Origin of the sequence: Longirhabdus pacifica (assembly GCF_004115085.1) — a bacterium.
Classification (GTDB): domain Bacteria; phylum Bacillota; class Bacilli; order Paenibacillales; family DSM-105158; genus Longirhabdus; species Longirhabdus pacifica.
This window is the reverse complement of sequence record NZ_QXJP01000011.1, coordinates 101,553-118,632: the sequence shown is the minus strand read 5'-3', so window position 1 is coordinate 118,632 and position 17,080 is coordinate 101,553. Positions and strand designations below refer to the sequence as shown.

Here is a 17,080-nt window from a genome sequence, read left to right as displayed (position 1 = left end):
ATTCTTCATAAGAAGAATCTTGTTGGACTCGCTTGCGATTCAGTTTTCAAAGTGCAAATGTTGTGTGTTGCTATTTGCTTGATTGTGTTGCCCGCCTCAACAGCGGCCTAATCAATATATCATATCGTGTTTTGCTTTGCAAGTGTTTTTTTCAACATTTCGACAAGTTATTTTCCGTCTCACTCTTTATAGATATGAAGCAGAGCTTGTGTTGTTTCCGTGTTGTTTCATCTTGCTTGGTGTTGCTTGTTTGCCGCCCGTTTGAAGCGGCGAGTACTAATATAACACACCTTGCAACTGCTTTGCAATACTATTTTTATATTTTTTTGCATTAAATTGTTTTAATTGAGTAACAACCATATACTGGACCGAAAATCCCTTAACTCATACATAAAAATAACGCTGAGCTTGTTTGAAAACTCAGCGTTATATTATCTACTATTCATTATCATCTTGATTGTTATCTGTTGTTGCATTGTCTTCTTCTATTAGATCTTCTTCATTTACTTCTTCTTTCTTAGCTTGTGCTACAGTAGAAACTTCATCATCTTCGCGAATATGAATAAGTTTAACCCCTTGCGTGTATCTACCCATTCGAGATATATCATTCATATCCGTCCTTATGACACTACCTAATGTTGTTACAATCATCAAGTCCTCGTCAGATTGTACAACTTTCAATCCGGCTACCTTACCATTCTTATCTGTAACATTGATGGTACGTACACCTTTACCGCCTCTGGATTGTGTACGATACTCATCTACTGGGGTTCTTTTACCATAACCTTTAGATGTAACAATAAGGATATCTAGATCATCAACAATAATGTCCATCGCAATTACAGTATCATCACCACTTAACGTAATACCTTTGACACCTGCTGCTGTTCTTCCCATTTGTCTAACCATACTCTCAGGGAAACGTATGGACATTCCATCGCTTGTTCCAATAATGATGTCTTTTTCTCCATTTGTTAATTTAACGCTGATTAACTCATCATTTTCTTTCAACGTTAAAGAAATTAATCCTGCTTTTCTAATATTAGAGAAGTCTTTTAGTGCTGTCTTCTTCACGATACCGTCTTTTGTAGCAAAAAATAAATTTAGATCAGGTTCATCGAATGACTCAACAGGTATGATAGCACTTATCGATTCTCCTTGCTCAATTTGCAACAAATTAATGATCGGTGTCCCTCTTGCGGTTCGACCTAATTCAGGGATCTCATAAGCTTTTAATCGATAGCACTTTCCTTTATTGGTGAAGAACAACAAATAATGGTGCGTATTCGATATAAATAGATGTTCTACGAAGTCATCTGTTTTCGTATCCATCCCGATGACGCCTTTTCCACCTCTCTTTTGACTACGATAAGTGGACACAGGAAGTCTTTTGATATAGCCAGAATGAGATAAAGTAACAACAACGTCTTCTTGTGGTATGAGATCTTCATCCAAAATATTATCACCAAACATTGTGATTTCGGTTCTTCTCTCATCACCAAATTTTTCTTTTATTTCGTTCATCTCCGTGCTGATAATATCCAACACTCGATGTTCATTACTTAAAATATCTTTGAAATCTGCTATTTTTACTAGCAATTCATTGTATTCATTTTCGATCTTTTCTCTTTCGAGTCCCGTTAAACGCTGCAAACGCATATCCAAGATTGCCTGTGCTTGCTCCACAGATAACTGGAATTGTTCTATTAACCCATTTCTTGCAATCTCCGTCGTACTGGAAGCACGAATCAACTTAATGACTTCATCCAAATTATCGAGCGCAATTCTTAATCCTTCTAAAATATGAGCTCTTGCTTCTGCTTTATTCAGATCATATTGCGTTCTGCGTCTAATAACTTCAAGTTGATGTTGCAAATAATGATATAAGATATCTTTAATATTTAATACTTTCGGTTCGTTATTTACGATAGCAAGCATGTTAATACCGAAAGAAGTTTGTAATGCCGTTTGCTTATATAAGTTATTGAGCACAACGTTAGCATTTACATCTCGTCTTAGCTCGATGACGATGCGCATTCCGTTACGATCGGATTCATCACGTAAGTCTGTAATGCCGTCAATTTTTTTATCACGCACTAACTCTGCGATTTTTTCAATTAACCTAGCTTTGATGACTTGATACGGTATTTCTGTCACGATAATTCTAGATTTATTGTTTACTTCTTCTATTTCTGTTTTTGCTCTCATAATGACAGAACCTTTACCTGTCGTATAGGCTTGTCTTATTCCTGAGTTTCCTAACAAGTAGGCACCGGTAGGAAAGTCTGGACCTTTAATATATTGCATCAACTCTACAGGAGTAATGTCTGGATTTTGGATTAAAGCCAATGTTCCATCGATGACTTCGTTTAAATTGTGCGGTGGAATGTTGGTGGCCATACCTACAGCGATACCAGAAACCCCATTTACTAAAAGGTTAGGGAACCTTGCAGGTAATACCGTTGGCTCCTTCTCTTCACCATCATAATTTTCTGTAAAATCAATCGTATCTTTTTGTATGTCTCTTAACATCTCCATAGAGATTTTAGATAATTTCGCCTCGGTATAACGCATTGCAGCTGCAGCATCACCGTCAATAGAACCGAAGTTACCATGACCATCAATGAGCATATAACGTAATGAAAAATCTTGCGCCATTCTAACCATCGTTTCATAAACAGCTTGATCGCCATGTGGATGGTATTTACCGATAACTTCTCCTACAATTCTTGCCGATTTTTTATATGGTTTATCTGGAGACATTCCTAGTTCAGACATTGCAAATAAAATTCTTCGATGAACAGGTTTTAGGCCATCTCTTACGTCTGGCAATGCACGACTTACGATAATGCTCATCGCATAGTCCATAAATGAACTTCTCATCTCTTCACTTATGTCTCTATTTTTCACTTTAGATTGTGGTTGATCCGCCATGCTAATCCTCCTTACATTATACTAATTAAACATCCAAATTTTCGACGAATTTAGCATGTTCTTGAATAAATTCACGTCTTGGTTCCACGTTATCACCCATCAACGTATCGAATATCGCATCTGCTTTCATAGCATCTTCAATTTCTACTTGAAGTAGTGTGCGGCTTTCAGGATCCATCGTCGTCTCCCACAATTGCTCGGCATTCATTTCACCAAGTCCTTTGTAACGCTGCACATTGATTTTGCCTTCATTTCCAAGCTCGTCAAAAATTTCGTTCTTTTGACTTTCGTTATAGGCGTAACGAATCACTTTATTTTTTTCAATTTTGAAAAGTGGAGGTTGAGCAATATAGATGTAACCTGCTTCTAAAATTTCTCTCATGTAACGATACAAAAATGTGAGTAGTAGCGTTCGTATATGCGCTCCATCCACATCAGCATCGGTCATAATAATAATTTTATGGTATCTTGCTTTTTCGATATCGAAATCTTCTCCAATACCTGTTCCTAGTGCGGTGATGATCGCTCTAATTTCCGTAGAGGATAAGATCCGATCTAAGCGTGCTTTCTCTACGTTAAGAATTTTTCCGCGTAAAGGTAAGATGGCTTGATAGTGTCTATCTCTACCTTGTTTTGCGGAACCGCCCGCAGAATCTCCCTCGACGATATACAATTCGCTAATGGAAGCATCTTTTGATGAGCAATCCGCAAGCTTACCAGGAAGTGAACTTACTTCTAATGCGTTCTTCCTTCTTGTGAGCTCTCTTGCTTTTTTAGCTGCTTCTCTTGCTCTCGCTGCTTGCAATGATTTTTCGATCAATTTTTTTGAAATCGCAGGGTTCTCATTCAAAAATTCATGCAGTTTTTCTGCAAAACTAGATTCTACTATACCACGAACTTCACTGTTCCCTAATTTCGTTTTGGTCTGTCCTTCGAATTGTGGTTCAGGTATTTTAACGGAAATGATGGTAGTTAGACCTTCTCGAACATCATCTCCAGTGAAATTAGAATGATTATCTTTAACTAAATTGTTTTTACGAGCATAGTCATTAATGACTCTCGTTAACGCACTTTTAAATCCAGATTCATGCGTCCCACCTTCATGCGTATTAATGTTGTTCGCAAAGGAGTATATGTGCTCGCTATAGCTAGTGTTATATTGCAAAGCAATCTCAAATTGAATATGTTCCTTTTCACCTTCAATGTAGATCGGTGCTGGGTGAATGGGTTCTTTAGAACGATTTAAATATTCTACGAATGAAACGATTCCACCATCATATTTAAACGTATCACTTTTATCTGATCGTTCATCGATTAACACAATTTCTATGCCTTTATTCAAAAAAGCTAATTCCCGTATTCTTGTTTGTAATGTTTCATATTCATAGACGATCGTATCCGTGAATACTTCAGGGTCTGGCTGAAAAGTAGTGATCGTACCGGTCTCTTCCGTTTCCCCAACAATTTTCAAATCGTATTCTGGAACTCCTCGACGATATTCTTGTTGATAAATGTTGCCGTCTCTTTTTACTTTTACTATTACTTTGGATGACAAAGCGTTTACAACGGACACACCTACACCATGAAGTCCTCCAGATACTTTGTATCCTTCGCCACCAAATTTACCTCCAGCATGAAGAACGGTCATTACGACTTCTAGTGCAGGCTTTTTCATTTTTGCATGTTCACCAACAGGAATACCGCGACCATTATCTTCGACGGTAATACTGTTATTTTCATGAACGATAACGGTTATTTTATTACAATAACCTGCAAGTGCTTCATCGATGCTGTTATCTACAACTTCCCATACGAGATGGTGAAGACCTTTTACACTTGTAGATCCAATGTACATGCCTGGTCTTTTACGAACAGCTTCTAACCCTTCAAGAACTTGAATTTGATTTTCGTCATACGTATGCTGGTTAAGTGTCATGAGTTAATCGTCACCTACTTCTAATTTAACTTTCTTCTTTGTGAGTAAATACTTGCTTTCATACGTTTTCAATGTATAACACGTATCCATAGATACAAGGGTAAATAATTAAAGGTATAGTCTCTTTTTTAAAGTAGAGGAAGAAATGGGTGAATAGTATATTTCTTTCACCGTTATTACGATTGATTTGGGATTTTCTTTCGTAATATAAACAATATTGGATTTGTTATCACTTGAGGTTTGGGAAGTATGATTATCTTTCTCTTGAATATACGGAACAACGGAGCTGTCTAAAATAGCGATAAGCTCGTTTGTATATATTACTCTATCTCCACCAATATGAATATGCACTATTTTTCTCCTTACTTTCTTAAGACATGTGGTTATAACTATATATAAAATGAAAATGATTGCAAACTATAACGTTACGTATAGAAGAACAAATTTTTTACAGCAAGCATAGACTTAAAAATATAAAACATCTCACTAACGTAAAAAAAATAGTATTAAAAATGATCATATGTTAATGAACGTTGCCGTCATGAATTTCAAAAGTAGAGGCTTTTAGCTTATTCGTATCAATACTGTCCGCGCTAGTTGTCGTCACAATCGTTTGTAATCTCCCATTGAATGTATCGATCAACTGATTTTGTCTAAATTGATCTAATTCGGATAGTACATCATCTAATAAAAGTATCGGATACTCTCCAACTTCTTGATGAATTAATTCAATTTCCGCGAGTTTAATGGATAGAGCCACCGTACGTTGTTGACCTTGTGAGCCGTATATGTTGGCTTCTTTATCATTTATATAAAAACGTAAATCGTCACGATGAGGTCCTACTAATGTCATTCCTCTTTTGATTTCTTGTTTTTGCATCTGTGTTAACTTTATCATAAATTGCTCCATTAACATAGATGCATCTTTTATATCCTCGAGTGGAAGCCCTGTTTCATATTTAATGCGTAACTGTTCTTTACCGTTGCTTATACTGAAATGAATTTGATTGGCCCAACTTTCTAACGTCTTTATAAATTGTTGACGTTTCAAGATGATTTTAGTACCTTCTGTCGCTAATTGTTCATTCCATATCGCAAGCATGGCTTCATCTGAAGATGACTGTATCTTTTTTAAGCAATGATTCCGCTGGGTTAAAATCTTTTGATATTGATAAAGATGATGGACGTAAGTTGGAAAGACTTGCCCTATCTCCATATTCAGAAATCTTCTTCTTATCGCAGGAGAACCTTTTACAATATTCAAATCTTCTGGCGCAAATAAAACGACGTTTAGAGCCCCGATATACGTGCTTAATTTTTTTTGCTCTAAATGGTTAACTTTTGCCTTTTTCCCTTTTTGTGATATGGATAAATCCAATTGAATAGGACCATATTTTTTTTGTATTTCTGCACTCAGTTTTGCTTCTTCATGCGACCACTGAATAAGTTCTTTATCATTGTGTGTTCGATGTGATTTGGTTAAAGCAAGCACATAAATTGACTCTAATATATTCGTTTTACCTTGTGCATTCTCCCCAATAATGAGGTTAATAGATGGATCTAGTTCAATATGTGCTTGATTGTAGTTTCGATAATGAGCGAGCTTGATTTCTTTTACAAACAACACTACTCCCCCTGTAGGATGTTAATCAAATCAGATTTTCATGATACAGAAGTAATGTATACAACCACTTAATTTTTCGAAATGGTATACGTATCATGTCCTTCTATTTCCACTTTATCTCCGATGTAACACTTACGTCCTCTTCGTTGATCATGTTCACCATTCACTCTAACCACTACATCTTGTAAAAACATTTTTGCTTGACCACCTGTGGATATGAGATCCACCATTTTCAAAATCTGTCCTAGTGTAACAAACTCATCTTGAATATTAATTGCTTTCATCTTTACCATCCTTAAGCATATTTAAATTTTATAGTGCATAGATTTAGCCTGTACGATAAGGAAGGATAAGAAACACACATTCGTTATCATCTTCTGGTGTTATTAAGATAGGACTCATCGCACCTGTAAATTTAATTTTCACTTGCTCAGCGTCTAGCACTTTCAAAACGTCCAGCATATATTTGGAGTTAAACGAAATGTTAACTTCATCTCCAGAAAACTCATCCATTTTGATTTCTTCATTTATTTTTCCAAACGTGGAGGAACTGGAAGAAATACTAATGCCATTGTTTTCGTCTACTGTCATTTTTACGATGTTTGTGTTTTGTTCTCGAGACAATAAACTAGCTCTATCAATCGCTTGCAGTAATTTTTGTTTATTTACAATGACATCTGTTTTGCTTTGAGCAGGGATGATTCTCGTCGTATCAGGATACACTCCATCTAAAATGCGACTGTAAAATAATATATTATTTATTTTAAACAATATTTGGTTATCTGATACGATAATATGAATGGCTTCGCTTTGTTCGGATAAAATTTTATACAACTCATTCAAATTTTTACCTGAAACGACGATATTTTTGAACGTAATATCAGCTGCGCTTTCCACATGCATTTCTTTTAAAGCTAATCGATGACGATCTGTTGCTGTAAACGTTAATTTGCCATGATCTAAACTAAACATAACTCCAGTTAAGATAGCTGCACTTTCATCATGTGAAACGGAGAAAATAGTTTCTTTAATCATTAATTTCAAAATATCACTGGAAATAACCAACGTGTTGTTTTCATTAATACTTGGTAATAGTGGATATTCTTCTGGATCAAGCCCGTTGATTTCTACTTCCGTTTGTCCAGATCGAATCATCGTTTGAAAATTATCTTTTACTTCCACTTCCACTTGTTTATTAGGTAACTTTCGAATTAATTCTGTTAGTAATTTAGCAGGTAGAACGACACTTCCTGTTGCTGTAATTTCTGCGATAACATGTTCTTCATCTTCTAATGGAATGTGAGTTTGAATAGAAATGTTCGTATCACTTGCAGTTAAGTAAATCCCTACATTGGTTGCTTCCATTTTGATTCCCGTTAAAATAGGTATCGTTGTTCTGTTAGATATTGCTTTTGCTGCATGTTGAATATGATGATTTAGCGTTGATGTATTAATAGTAAATTTCATTTTTCAAAACACCTCTTCTTTAAAACTGGTTCTATGTACTGCACAGGACGCATATAATAATAATTTATTATATAGTAATCATAGTAGGGCCTGTGAATTTGTGGATATGTGGTGCATACATACGAAATGATGCCTATCCACATGTTGATAACTTGTGCATAGGCATGGATTGTTTTTAACAAGATCATTTGTTAGTTGTTTGTGTATAAAATACCTCTATAATACGTTGCATGAATTTTTGCATACAACGTATTACCGTTGATCATAAGATAGAGAAATCTCCAAATCACACCTTTTACCTTGCAACTTAGGCGTAAACTTATATCCCATCGTTTTTCTTGTTATATATTAGGTATGATTTTTAATTTTATTAATTAAAAGATTGATGGATTTATAGAGATCGGCATCTTCTTTTATCATTCGTGAAATCTTTTCATGCGCATGGATGACAGTAGTATGGTCTCTCCCTCCAAATGCTTCCCCTATTTTAGGTAAAGAGAAGTCCGTCAGTTCTCTGGAAAGATACATGGCTACTTGTCTTGGGAATGCTACAGCTTTTGTTCTTTTACGTGCTTTAAAATCTTCAATTTTAACGCTGTAGTAAGCGCCTACCTCTTCATGAATTTTTTGAATCGTAATCATTCTTGGCTTATTAACTGGAATAATGTCTTTCAAAGCTTCAGCTGAAAGATGCGCAGTAATATCTTCATTAATTAGAGAAGAATAAGCGACAACTCGAATTAACGCACCTTCAAGTTCACGAATGTTCGTATCGATTTGATTTGCAATATACAGCATAGCTTCATTCGGAATATCTAATTTTTCAGCTTTTGCTTTTTTCCGTAAGATGGCGATCCTTGTTTCCAAATCAGGGGGTTGAATGTCTGTAATGAGTCCCCATTCAAATCGAGATCGTAATCTTTCCTCTAATGTAGGAATTTCTTTCGGTGGTCGGTCACTAGAGATAATAATTTGTTTTCGTGCTTCATGCAGTGCATTGAATGTATGGAAAAATTCTTCTTGTGTTTGTTCTTTTCCAGCTAAAAACTGAATATCATCAATAAGAAGGATGTCTATATTTCGGTATTTATTTCGAAAGCTTTCTGGGCGATTGTCACGAATAGCATTGATAAATTCATTCGTAAACTTTTCAGATGAAATATACACCACTTTCGATTGAGGATTGTGCTCCAATATATAATGCCCAATTGCATGCATTAAATGGGTTTTACCTAATCCTACTCCACCGTATAAAAACAATGGGTTGTATGCTTTGGCTGGTGCTTCAGCCACCGCTAAAGACGCTGCATGAGCGAAGCGATTACCAGAACCAATAACAAAAGTATCGAAAGTATATTTCGGATTGAGCATTTTTGCAAAGGTTGCTTCATTACTTTCTTTCGTAACTGCCTTAGCAACGGGTGCAGTTTCTATATTTTTTTCTTCTTCTTCACTAATAATTTTTAGCTGAAGTTGTTTTCCTAAATATTCTTGCACCGTAGTTTGAATCAAGGTAGTGTATCTACTTTCCAGCCAATCTCTGGCAAAAACAGAGGGAGCACTAATAATAAGTTTACTATCTGTAAGAACGACTGCTTTTGTAGATTTAAGCCAAGTGTCGAAACTAGGCTTACTGATTTTTGTTTGAATAATGTTCAAAACTTCATTCCATATTGAATTGTTCTGGCTTTCCACGATTGTTCACTCCTTCTACCCTTAGCGTGGTAGCCTGTAAATAATAAAAGAAAATGTCGAATAATCCACAATATTATATTATCAACAGATGTATTTATAAGAGGCTAAATGATTTGTTCACAAGTTTATACACACCTTGTGGATAAACTCAGTATAAGATATGATCTATTCACATACAAAAGTAACACTATCATATCAAACTTATACATGATTTTCAATGATGGATACACAACTATCCACAATGTTAATCCAATGTGTATTTTTTTTATTAACAATTCTACATTCTGTTTATAAAATGTTGAAAATGCGACAAAGTTCATGTGTATAAAATAAATTATCCACACATTATTTCGGGGTTATACATCAAATTTCAACGAGAAGAGATGAAGTTGAAGTTATCCACTGTGGAGAAAAAAATAAAAAGGTAACTTTCATGATTTGTGGATATTTAAAATCATCTAACTGAAGGTAGGTAAAATATATTGACTTTTTGTTATGAAAATGATTTAATGTTATAAGGTGTTTTGGGGAAATATAGTTCGTTAAATGATGAATTTCCTCTAAGGAGGTGTGCATAGATGAAGCCAACTTTTCAACCGAATGTAAGGAAACGTAAAAAAGTGCACGGATTTCGTAAAAGAATGAGCACAAAAAACGGTCGTAGAGTCCTTGCATCTCGTCGTCGTAAGGGAAGAAAAGTATTAAGCGCATAAGACAAAGGCCACAACTTGTGGTCTTTTTTCTATGCGTTAAGTTTGAACCATGTAGTTGAGGGAATGATAGAAAGTAAGCTATATGTGATGATAATGGTTCGAAAAGAGAGTAGATTATGGAGAAGAAATATAGATTAGCCAAAAACGAACAGTTTAAGCGTATTTATCGTAATGGTCAATCCATGGCCAATCATCAGTTTGTTGTTTATTCGAAACCTTCAAAAGGAACAGAGCATTTTCGAGTCGGTGTAGTCGTGAGTAAAAAAATCGGAAATGCTGTCGTTCGTAATCGAATGCGAAGAGTCATGAAAGAAATTCTTCGTCATCATAAACATGATATTATATCTAATGTAGATATTATTGTATTGGCACGAAAAGCAACATTAAATATGAACTATAAACAATTGGAAAGCAGCATGAAGCACGTGTTACGAAAAGCGGGTTTAATTTCTAAAAAGCAACGTTGATTGCGTTTTCTTGTGCTGCATTCTATGATATAGTTAGATTAGCAAAATTGGACGAGTTGTTATGAATAGGAGGAACATCATTTTGTCTCGCAAACTTAGAATTATTTTATCCGTCATCCTGTTGTTTTCAGTATTTTTGGCTGGATGTAGTGACATCGGTGAAATTGAGCCCAAAACGACAGAGGAGATAAAAGATCAAGGTTTTTTCTTTAAATATTTTGTTTATCCGATATCTTTTTCATTAGATTGGTTTGCTGATAACTTTATAAATAGTTATGGCATTTCGATTTTAGTTTTGACGATCATCATTCGTTTTGTACTACTACCATTAAATTTGAAACAAGCACGCAGTACAAAGGCGATGCAAAAAATACAACCGGACATACAAAAGGTAAGAGAAAAATACAAGAATGATCCGAGAAAAATGCAAGAAGAAACGATGAAGTTGTTTCAAAAACATGGGGTCAATCCCATGGGTGGTTGTTTACCACTTCTGATACAAATGCCGATATTATTTGCTCTATATTATGCAATTATGTGGAATGTTGAAATAAGAGAAGCGACTTTCTTATGGATGCAATTAGGTGAGCCAGATCCGTATTATATTCTTCCGATTTTAGCTGCATTGACGACCTATTTACAACAAAAAGTCATGATGAGCATGCAACCTAGTGCGATGAAAAACAATCCAATGCAAGTGGTATTTATGATATTGCCTATTGTTATCTTTATTATGGCAATTAACTTTCCATCTGCTCTTCCGCTTTACTGGGTATATAGTAACATCTTTACGATTATACAAACCTATTTTATATATGGGAGACCAGAAAAAGAATAAGGGTGTGATTTCCTTATGAAAATTACTGTGTCAGGTAAATCGATTGAAAAAGCAATTGAAAACGGACTAAAGCAACTAGGGACGACAAAAAATAAAGTCAATATTCATGTAGTTGAACAACCATCTAAAGGCTTTTTAGGCTTAATTGGAAGCAAAGAAGCCAAGGTTGAATTAAAATTGAAAGATCCTATTGAAGAAGCAAAAACGTTTATACATGATGCTATTCATGCCATGGATCTTGATGTTAAAGTCAACGTCATACAAAAAGATGGAATGTTGTATTTTAATTTAACTGGTTCTGAACTCGGTATCTTAATAGGTAAAAGAGGGCAGACACTAGATGCTTTGCAATACTTAGTTAAAATTATTGCAAATCGTTATTCCGACAAATATATAAAAATTGTTGTGGATGCGGAGGAGTTTAGGGCACGGAGAAAAAAGACACTCGAGAAGCTTTCATTGAGGTTAGCAGATAAGGTTATGAAGCAAAAACGAGATGTGATGTTAGAGCCGATGAATCCTCACGAAAGAAAGATCATTCATGCACAATTACAAGACCACAAATACGTCAGGACATATAGTAAAGGTGAAGAACCTAATAGGCGTATCATTATTACGTTAAAGTAATGTATATATTACGTCACGCTTATTTGTACTAGAAGCTTGCTTATAATGGTTGACAGGGGTGTTCTAAACTCATTTTTGAGTAGAATTACCCCTGTTTTATGATATATGAATATGTATGTACGATATGTAAACAAGAAAAAAACCATTTTAAATGACATATTCACATGCAGAATATAAGGTAGCACGTATTTTATATTTTGTATGTTTCTTCATGTGTCATTGCGTTGTTTCTTATATAAATGAAGGGGTTCGGTTACATTATTAGGGAGAAGGTGATGAGAATGAATGCATCAACAGATACAATTACTGCGATTGCTACAGCGGTGGGTGAGGCAGGTATAGCTGTGGCTAGGGTGAGTGGTACAGAAGCGATAAACATAGTGGATAAAATATTTTTAAGCAAAAAGCCACTTACGGATGCACCCTCACACAGTGTACAATATGGGTATATTTACGATCCACAGTCTGGTGAAAAAATAGATGAAGTCCTAGTCACAATCATGAGAACACCCAGATCTTTTACGAAAGAAGATGTGGTGGAAATAAGTTCACATGGTGGGTTTATATCGATTAATGCTATTCTACAAATGCTGCTTGATTACGGTGCTCGTATTGCGGAGCCAGGGGAATTTACAAAAAGAGCGTTTCTCAACGGTCGCATTGATTTGGCTCAAGCAGAAGCAATTGTAGATATTATCCGCTCTAAATCGGATAAAGCACAACAATTAGCTTTGAAACAAGTGGATGGTATGCTATCCAATCGAATTGCATTACTTCGTGATGATTTAGTTAGTTTGATGGCACATATCGAGGTAAATATTGATTATCCTGAACATGATGTGGAAGATCTAACGCACGCTTATATCCGAACTAATTGTCATCAAAGTATAGAGGGGATTTCTTCTTTGCTGCATGCTGCTAAGCAAGGTAAAGTATTGAGAGAAGGCATTGCAACGGCCATAGTAGGGAAACCAAACGTAGGGAAATCATCTTTATTGAATATATTAGTGCAAGAAAGCCGTTCTATCGTGACCGATATTCCTGGTACGACAAGAGACGTAATAGAAGAGTACATTACGATAAATGGTATACCGATAAAATTATTGGACACTGCTGGGATAAGAGAGACAGAAGATATTGTCGAAAAAATCGGTGTAGAGCGTTCTAAAGCTGCTTTACAAGATGCAGATCTTGTGTTGTTTGTTGTGAATAACCACACACCTTTAGATACAGATGAAATAAAGTTGCTACAACAATTAAAAGATCGACAAATGATTATCATCGTCAATAAAATAGATCTGGAGAGTAAAGTCGATTTAGAACAATTGCAGCAGCTAGTTCCTCGTGAACAAATTATAAAAATGTCGGTGGTGGAAGATACAGGATTACGAAAGCTCGAAGAAAGAATTACGGAAATGTTTGCAAAAGGAAATATTGAGTCGAATGATATGACATATATAAGCAATGTTCGACACATTCATTGTTTGAAGCAAGCAATTCAATCTTTACAAGATGCAATCGAAAGTTCTAAAGCAAGTATTCCTATAGATATGATACAAATAGACATTAAACAAGCATGGGAAAGTCTTGGCGAAATTGTCGGTGATACCGTACACGAGTCATTAATAGATCAGATTTTCTCCCAATTTTGTTTAGGAAAGTAAAAGTAATGTTGGAGGTGACCGCATAGTGACATATGTAGCTGGAGAATATGATGTAATTGTTATTGGTGCAGGGCATGCAGGGTGTGAATCTGCATTAGCTGCTGCTCGCATGGGTTGTAATACGATGCTCATCACCATAAATTTAGATATGGTTGCTTTTATGCCTTGCAACCCTTCTATCGGAGGACCTGCGAAAGGGCATGTAGTAAGAGAAATAGATGCACTTGGTGGAGAGATGGGAAAAAATATTGATAAGACATTTATCCAAATGCGCATGCTTAATACTGGTAAAGGCCCTGCAGTACATGCACTTCGTGCGCAAGCCGATAAGTTTATGTATCAGCATAAGATGAAAGAAACGTTAGAAAAAGAGCCAAATTTAAAAATGCATCAAGGTATGGTGGAAGAACTCATTGTCGAAGATGGAGTGTGCAAAGGCGTCATTACGAAAAGTGGGGCAACGTACTACAGTAAAACAGTCGTGCTTACGACGGGGACTTATTTAAGAGGAAAAGTGATTATGGGCGAACTACAATACGAAAGTGGCCCTAACAATCAACAACCTTCACTTAAACTTTCAGAAAGTTTACAGCAGCACGGTTTTGATTTAGTAAGATTTAAGACGGGAACCCCTCCACGTGTGCATCAAGATACGATCGATTTTGAACAAACAGAAATTCAACCGGGAGATGAGAACCCCCGATACTTTTCATTTGAATCAAAAACGGGGGAGAACAAACAGCAGCAACTACCATGCTGGTTGACGTACACTTCGGAAAAAACGCATGAAATCATTAACGAAAATTTACATCGTGCTCCGATGTATTCTGGTGAAATCAAAGGGACGGGACCAAGATACTGTCCATCTATAGAAGATAAAATTGTTCGATTTAGTGATAAACCAAGACATCAAATCTTTTTGGAACCAGAAGGGGAATTCACCTCTGAATATTACGTTCAAGGCCTGTCCACCAGTATGCCTGAAGATGTGCAGCTGAAAATGTTACGCACTATTCCTGGACTAGAGAAAGTAGAAATGATGCGGACAGGGTACGCCATTGAATATGACGCGATAGTACCGACACAATTGTACCCTTCTTTGGAAACGAAGCGGGTTGAAAATTTATTTACAGCTGGACAAATTAATGGCACATCTGGTTATGAAGAGGCTGCAGGTCAAGGCTTAATGGCAGGCATTAACGCAGGTAGGAAAGTACAAAATAAAGAGCCTATCATTTTGGATCGATCATCTGCTTACATCGGTGTACTGATCGATGATCTTGTTACAAAAGGAACGAATGAACCTTATCGCCTGTTAACTTCACGTGCAGAATATCGTCTTTTATTGAGAAATGACAATGCTGATTTACGCTTAACGGATATCGGATACGAAATAGGTTTAATCCAACAAGATCGTTATGCGAAGTTTGAAAACAAAAGAGATATGGTGCAAAAAGAAGTAGAACGCTTAGAACAAGAAAAAATTAGACCGACGGATGAAGTGCAAGCGTTGCTAGAAAAGTTAGAAACGACTTTATTAGATAATGCCATTCCAGCAGCAACGCTATTAAGAAGACCACAAATAAAATACAGTGATCTAGAACTCATTGCACCATCACCATTTCCATTAAATGAGGAAATGAAGGAACAAGTAGAAATTCAAATCAAATATAAAGGATATATAGATAAGCAACTTCAGCACGTGGATAAATTGAGTAAAATGGAAAGAAAACGTTTATCTGACAACTTGGATTACAGCAGTATTCATGGTCTTGCTATGGAAGCGAGACAAAAACTAGCAGAAATCAGACCGTTGTCTATCGGTCAAGCATCAAGAATTTCTGGCGTTACTCCTGCTGATATTTCCATACTACTTGTTTATCTTGAAAATACAGCAAAAGTTGAAGAAGGTAAAATATAATGAGTAACAGTGGGCAACATCTCAAACATTTGTTAGAAAAAGAAGGATTAACGCTTTCTGATGATCAACTTACACAATTTGAAGTGTATTATGAGCAATTAATAGAGTGGAATCAGAAGATTAACCTTACGGGAATTGTGGAAAAAGAAGAAGTGTTTATTAAACACTTCTACGACTCCATAGCTCCAGCATTTTATCTACCCATGAACAATATACAATCTATTATCGACATTGGTGCTGGAGCAGGTTTTCCTTCTATACCATTAAAAATAGTTTTTCCTCATTTACATATTACGATTGTAGATGCATTAAAAAAGAGGATTACATTTTTAGAACATCTTGTTGATGCATTACACATACAAGATGTAAGTTGCTTACACGGTAGGGCAGAAGATGTGGGTCAGCAAACAGAACATAGAGAACATTATGATTTGGCTACGGCACGAGCAGTAGCAAAATTAAATGTATTAAATGAGTTTTGTTTGCCGTTTGTCAAAGTTGGAGGTTGCTTCGTTGCATTGAAGGCCAATATTGAAGATGAAGAACATAAATATGCGGCATCTAGCGCTGTGAAGTTAGGTGGATCGCTAACCTCTACGCATGAATTCACTTTACCTATAGAAGAAGCTAAACGACAAATTATAGTGGTAAATAAAAAAGCAAAGACACCAAAGAAGTATCCACGAAAAGCAGGAACACCTTTAAAAAAACCACTCGTCTAGTGAGTAGCAACAATGAGCTGAATGTGAAGAAGGTTGGACATAAATCTTTTTTTATTGTTTCTAATATGTTTCATTCACAATGTTTCACGTGAAACATTGTGAACAATCTTCATTATGAGCAGGAATCAAGTTGTTTTCGGAGAATTGATTAATAGAAACAATATAAATTGAATAAATGTGTTTAACTAACGCATTACTACTATGCATAAGATGAGAAATTGTCTACATCAAGCTTTACGCCTTGGAACGGAGGCGTAAACTTGTATTTCACTATTTCTTCATTTTATATAGATTTAAATCATAGCGTGATATCTTTTTATTTATCTACTTTACTATAGTAAATAAAGTGGTAAGTTTAATAAGATGTATACATCATGAATAACGTCTTAATCATCAAGTCATTAAAGTAGTTCATACTAATGATAGAATATAAGCATTACAATGTAAAAATTTTCATTGCAAAAATAATGGA

At 35.6% G+C, this 17,080-nt stretch carries 14 protein-coding genes; 7 read left to right on the top strand and 7 right to left on the bottom strand.

Annotated elements, in window-relative coordinates; all coding sequences use genetic code 11:
- Positions 1 to 438: 438 nt before the first annotated feature.
- From gyrA to dnaA, 7 genes are all read right to left on the bottom strand, one after another.
- Positions 439 to 2,934: a DNA gyrase subunit A gene (gene gyrA / locus D1Z92_RS10430; RefSeq protein WP_128895611.1), complete on the bottom strand. Its 2,496-nt coding sequence runs from the start codon at positions 2,932 to 2,934 to the stop codon at positions 439 to 441.
- A gap of 25 nt (positions 2,935 to 2,959) precedes the next feature.
- On the bottom strand, positions 2,960 to 4,870 hold the full coding sequence (gene gyrB / locus D1Z92_RS10425) for a DNA topoisomerase (ATP-hydrolyzing) subunit B (RefSeq protein ID WP_128895610.1): 1,911 nt from the start codon (positions 4,868 to 4,870) through the stop codon (positions 2,960 to 2,962).
- Positions 4,871 to 4,978: 108 nt separating this feature from the next.
- Positions 4,979 to 5,221, bottom strand: coding sequence for an extracellular matrix regulator RemB (gene remB, locus D1Z92_RS10420; RefSeq protein ID WP_128895609.1), 243 nt, complete (start codon positions 5,219 to 5,221; stop codon positions 4,979 to 4,981).
- Between the two features lie 172 nt (positions 5,222 to 5,393).
- Positions 5,394 to 6,494, bottom strand: a complete 1,101-nt coding sequence (gene recF, locus D1Z92_RS10415) for a DNA replication/repair protein RecF (protein WP_128895608.1) — start codon at positions 6,492 to 6,494, stop codon at positions 5,394 to 5,396.
- A gap of 68 nt (positions 6,495 to 6,562) precedes the next feature.
- The gene (yaaA, locus tag D1Z92_RS10410; RefSeq protein WP_128895607.1) at positions 6,563 to 6,778 is read right to left on the bottom strand and encodes a S4 domain-containing protein YaaA; all 216 of its coding nucleotides are present in this window, start codon (positions 6,776 to 6,778) and stop codon (positions 6,563 to 6,565) included.
- A 43-nt stretch (positions 6,779 to 6,821) separates the two neighbouring features.
- On the bottom strand, positions 6,822 to 7,961 hold the full coding sequence (gene dnaN, locus D1Z92_RS10405) for a DNA polymerase III subunit beta (RefSeq protein ID WP_128895606.1): 1,140 nt from the start codon (positions 7,959 to 7,961) through the stop codon (positions 6,822 to 6,824).
- Positions 7,962 to 8,309: 348 nt separating this feature from the next.
- Positions 8,310 to 9,656: a chromosomal replication initiator protein DnaA gene (gene dnaA, locus D1Z92_RS10400; RefSeq protein WP_128895605.1), complete on the bottom strand. Its 1,347-nt coding sequence runs from the start codon at positions 9,654 to 9,656 to the stop codon at positions 8,310 to 8,312.
- Positions 9,657 to 10,234: 578 nt separating this feature from the next.
- Between dnaA and rpmH the strand changes: the two genes are divergently transcribed.
- The 7 genes from rpmH (at position 10,235) to rsmG (ending at position 16,608) form a co-directional block, all read left to right on the top strand.
- Entirely contained in the window at positions 10,235 to 10,369 is a 135-nt protein-coding gene (gene rpmH / locus D1Z92_RS10395) for a 50S ribosomal protein L34 (protein WP_128895604.1), read from the top strand.
- A gap of 116 nt (positions 10,370 to 10,485) precedes the next feature.
- Complete coding sequence (gene rnpA, locus D1Z92_RS10390) at positions 10,486 to 10,836, top strand: ribonuclease P protein component (protein ID WP_128895603.1); 351 nt, start codon at positions 10,486 to 10,488, stop codon at positions 10,834 to 10,836.
- Between the two features lie 61 nt (positions 10,837 to 10,897).
- Positions 10,898 to 11,674, top strand: a complete 777-nt coding sequence (locus D1Z92_RS10385; protein WP_128895602.1) for a membrane protein insertase YidC — start codon at positions 10,898 to 10,900, stop codon at positions 11,672 to 11,674.
- A gap of 15 nt (positions 11,675 to 11,689) precedes the next feature.
- On the top strand, positions 11,690 to 12,301 hold the full coding sequence (gene jag, locus D1Z92_RS10380; protein WP_128895601.1) for an RNA-binding cell elongation regulator Jag/EloR: 612 nt from the start codon (positions 11,690 to 11,692) through the stop codon (positions 12,299 to 12,301).
- Between the two features lie 281 nt (positions 12,302 to 12,582).
- Entirely contained in the window at positions 12,583 to 13,965 is a 1,383-nt protein-coding gene (gene mnmE / locus D1Z92_RS10375; protein WP_128895600.1) for a tRNA uridine-5-carboxymethylaminomethyl(34) synthesis GTPase MnmE, read from the top strand.
- Positions 13,966 to 13,990: 25 nt separating this feature from the next.
- Positions 13,991 to 15,886, top strand: coding sequence for a tRNA uridine-5-carboxymethylaminomethyl(34) synthesis enzyme MnmG (mnmG, locus tag D1Z92_RS10370; protein WP_128895599.1), 1,896 nt, complete (start codon positions 13,991 to 13,993; stop codon positions 15,884 to 15,886).
- Positions 15,886 to 16,608: a 16S rRNA (guanine(527)-N(7))-methyltransferase RsmG gene (gene rsmG, locus D1Z92_RS10365; RefSeq protein WP_128895598.1), complete on the top strand. Its 723-nt coding sequence runs from the start codon at positions 15,886 to 15,888 to the stop codon at positions 16,606 to 16,608. The genes mnmG and rsmG overlap by 1 nt, the downstream gene beginning before the upstream one ends.
- The last annotated feature ends 472 nt before the right edge of the window (positions 16,609 to 17,080 follow it).

Coding starts and splice junctions, on each gene's coding strand:
- gyrA (WP_128895611.1), bottom strand. CDS start 2,934: ATGGCGGATCAACCACAATCTAAAGTGAAAAATAGAGACATAAGTGAA.
- gyrB (WP_128895610.1), bottom strand. CDS start 4,870: ATGACACTTAACCAGCATACGTATGACGAAAATCAAATTCAAGTTCTT.
- yaaA (WP_128895607.1), bottom strand. CDS start 6,778: ATGAAAGCAATTAATATTCAAGATGAGTTTGTTACACTAGGACAGATT.
- dnaN (WP_128895606.1), bottom strand. CDS start 7,961: ATGAAATTTACTATTAATACATCAACGCTAAATCATCATATTCAACAT.
- rpmH (WP_128895604.1), top strand. CDS start 10,235: ATGAAGCCAACTTTTCAACCGAATGTAAGGAAACGTAAAAAAGTGCAC.
- rnpA (WP_128895603.1), top strand. CDS start 10,486: ATGGAGAAGAAATATAGATTAGCCAAAAACGAACAGTTTAAGCGTATT.
- D1Z92_RS10385 (WP_128895602.1), top strand. CDS start 10,898: ATGAATAGGAGGAACATCATTTTGTCTCGCAAACTTAGAATTATTTTA.
- jag (WP_128895601.1), top strand. CDS start 11,690: ATGAAAATTACTGTGTCAGGTAAATCGATTGAAAAAGCAATTGAAAAC.
- mnmE (WP_128895600.1), top strand. CDS start 12,583: ATGAATGCATCAACAGATACAATTACTGCGATTGCTACAGCGGTGGGT.
- rsmG (WP_128895598.1), top strand. CDS start 15,886: ATGAGTAACAGTGGGCAACATCTCAAACATTTGTTAGAAAAAGAAGGA.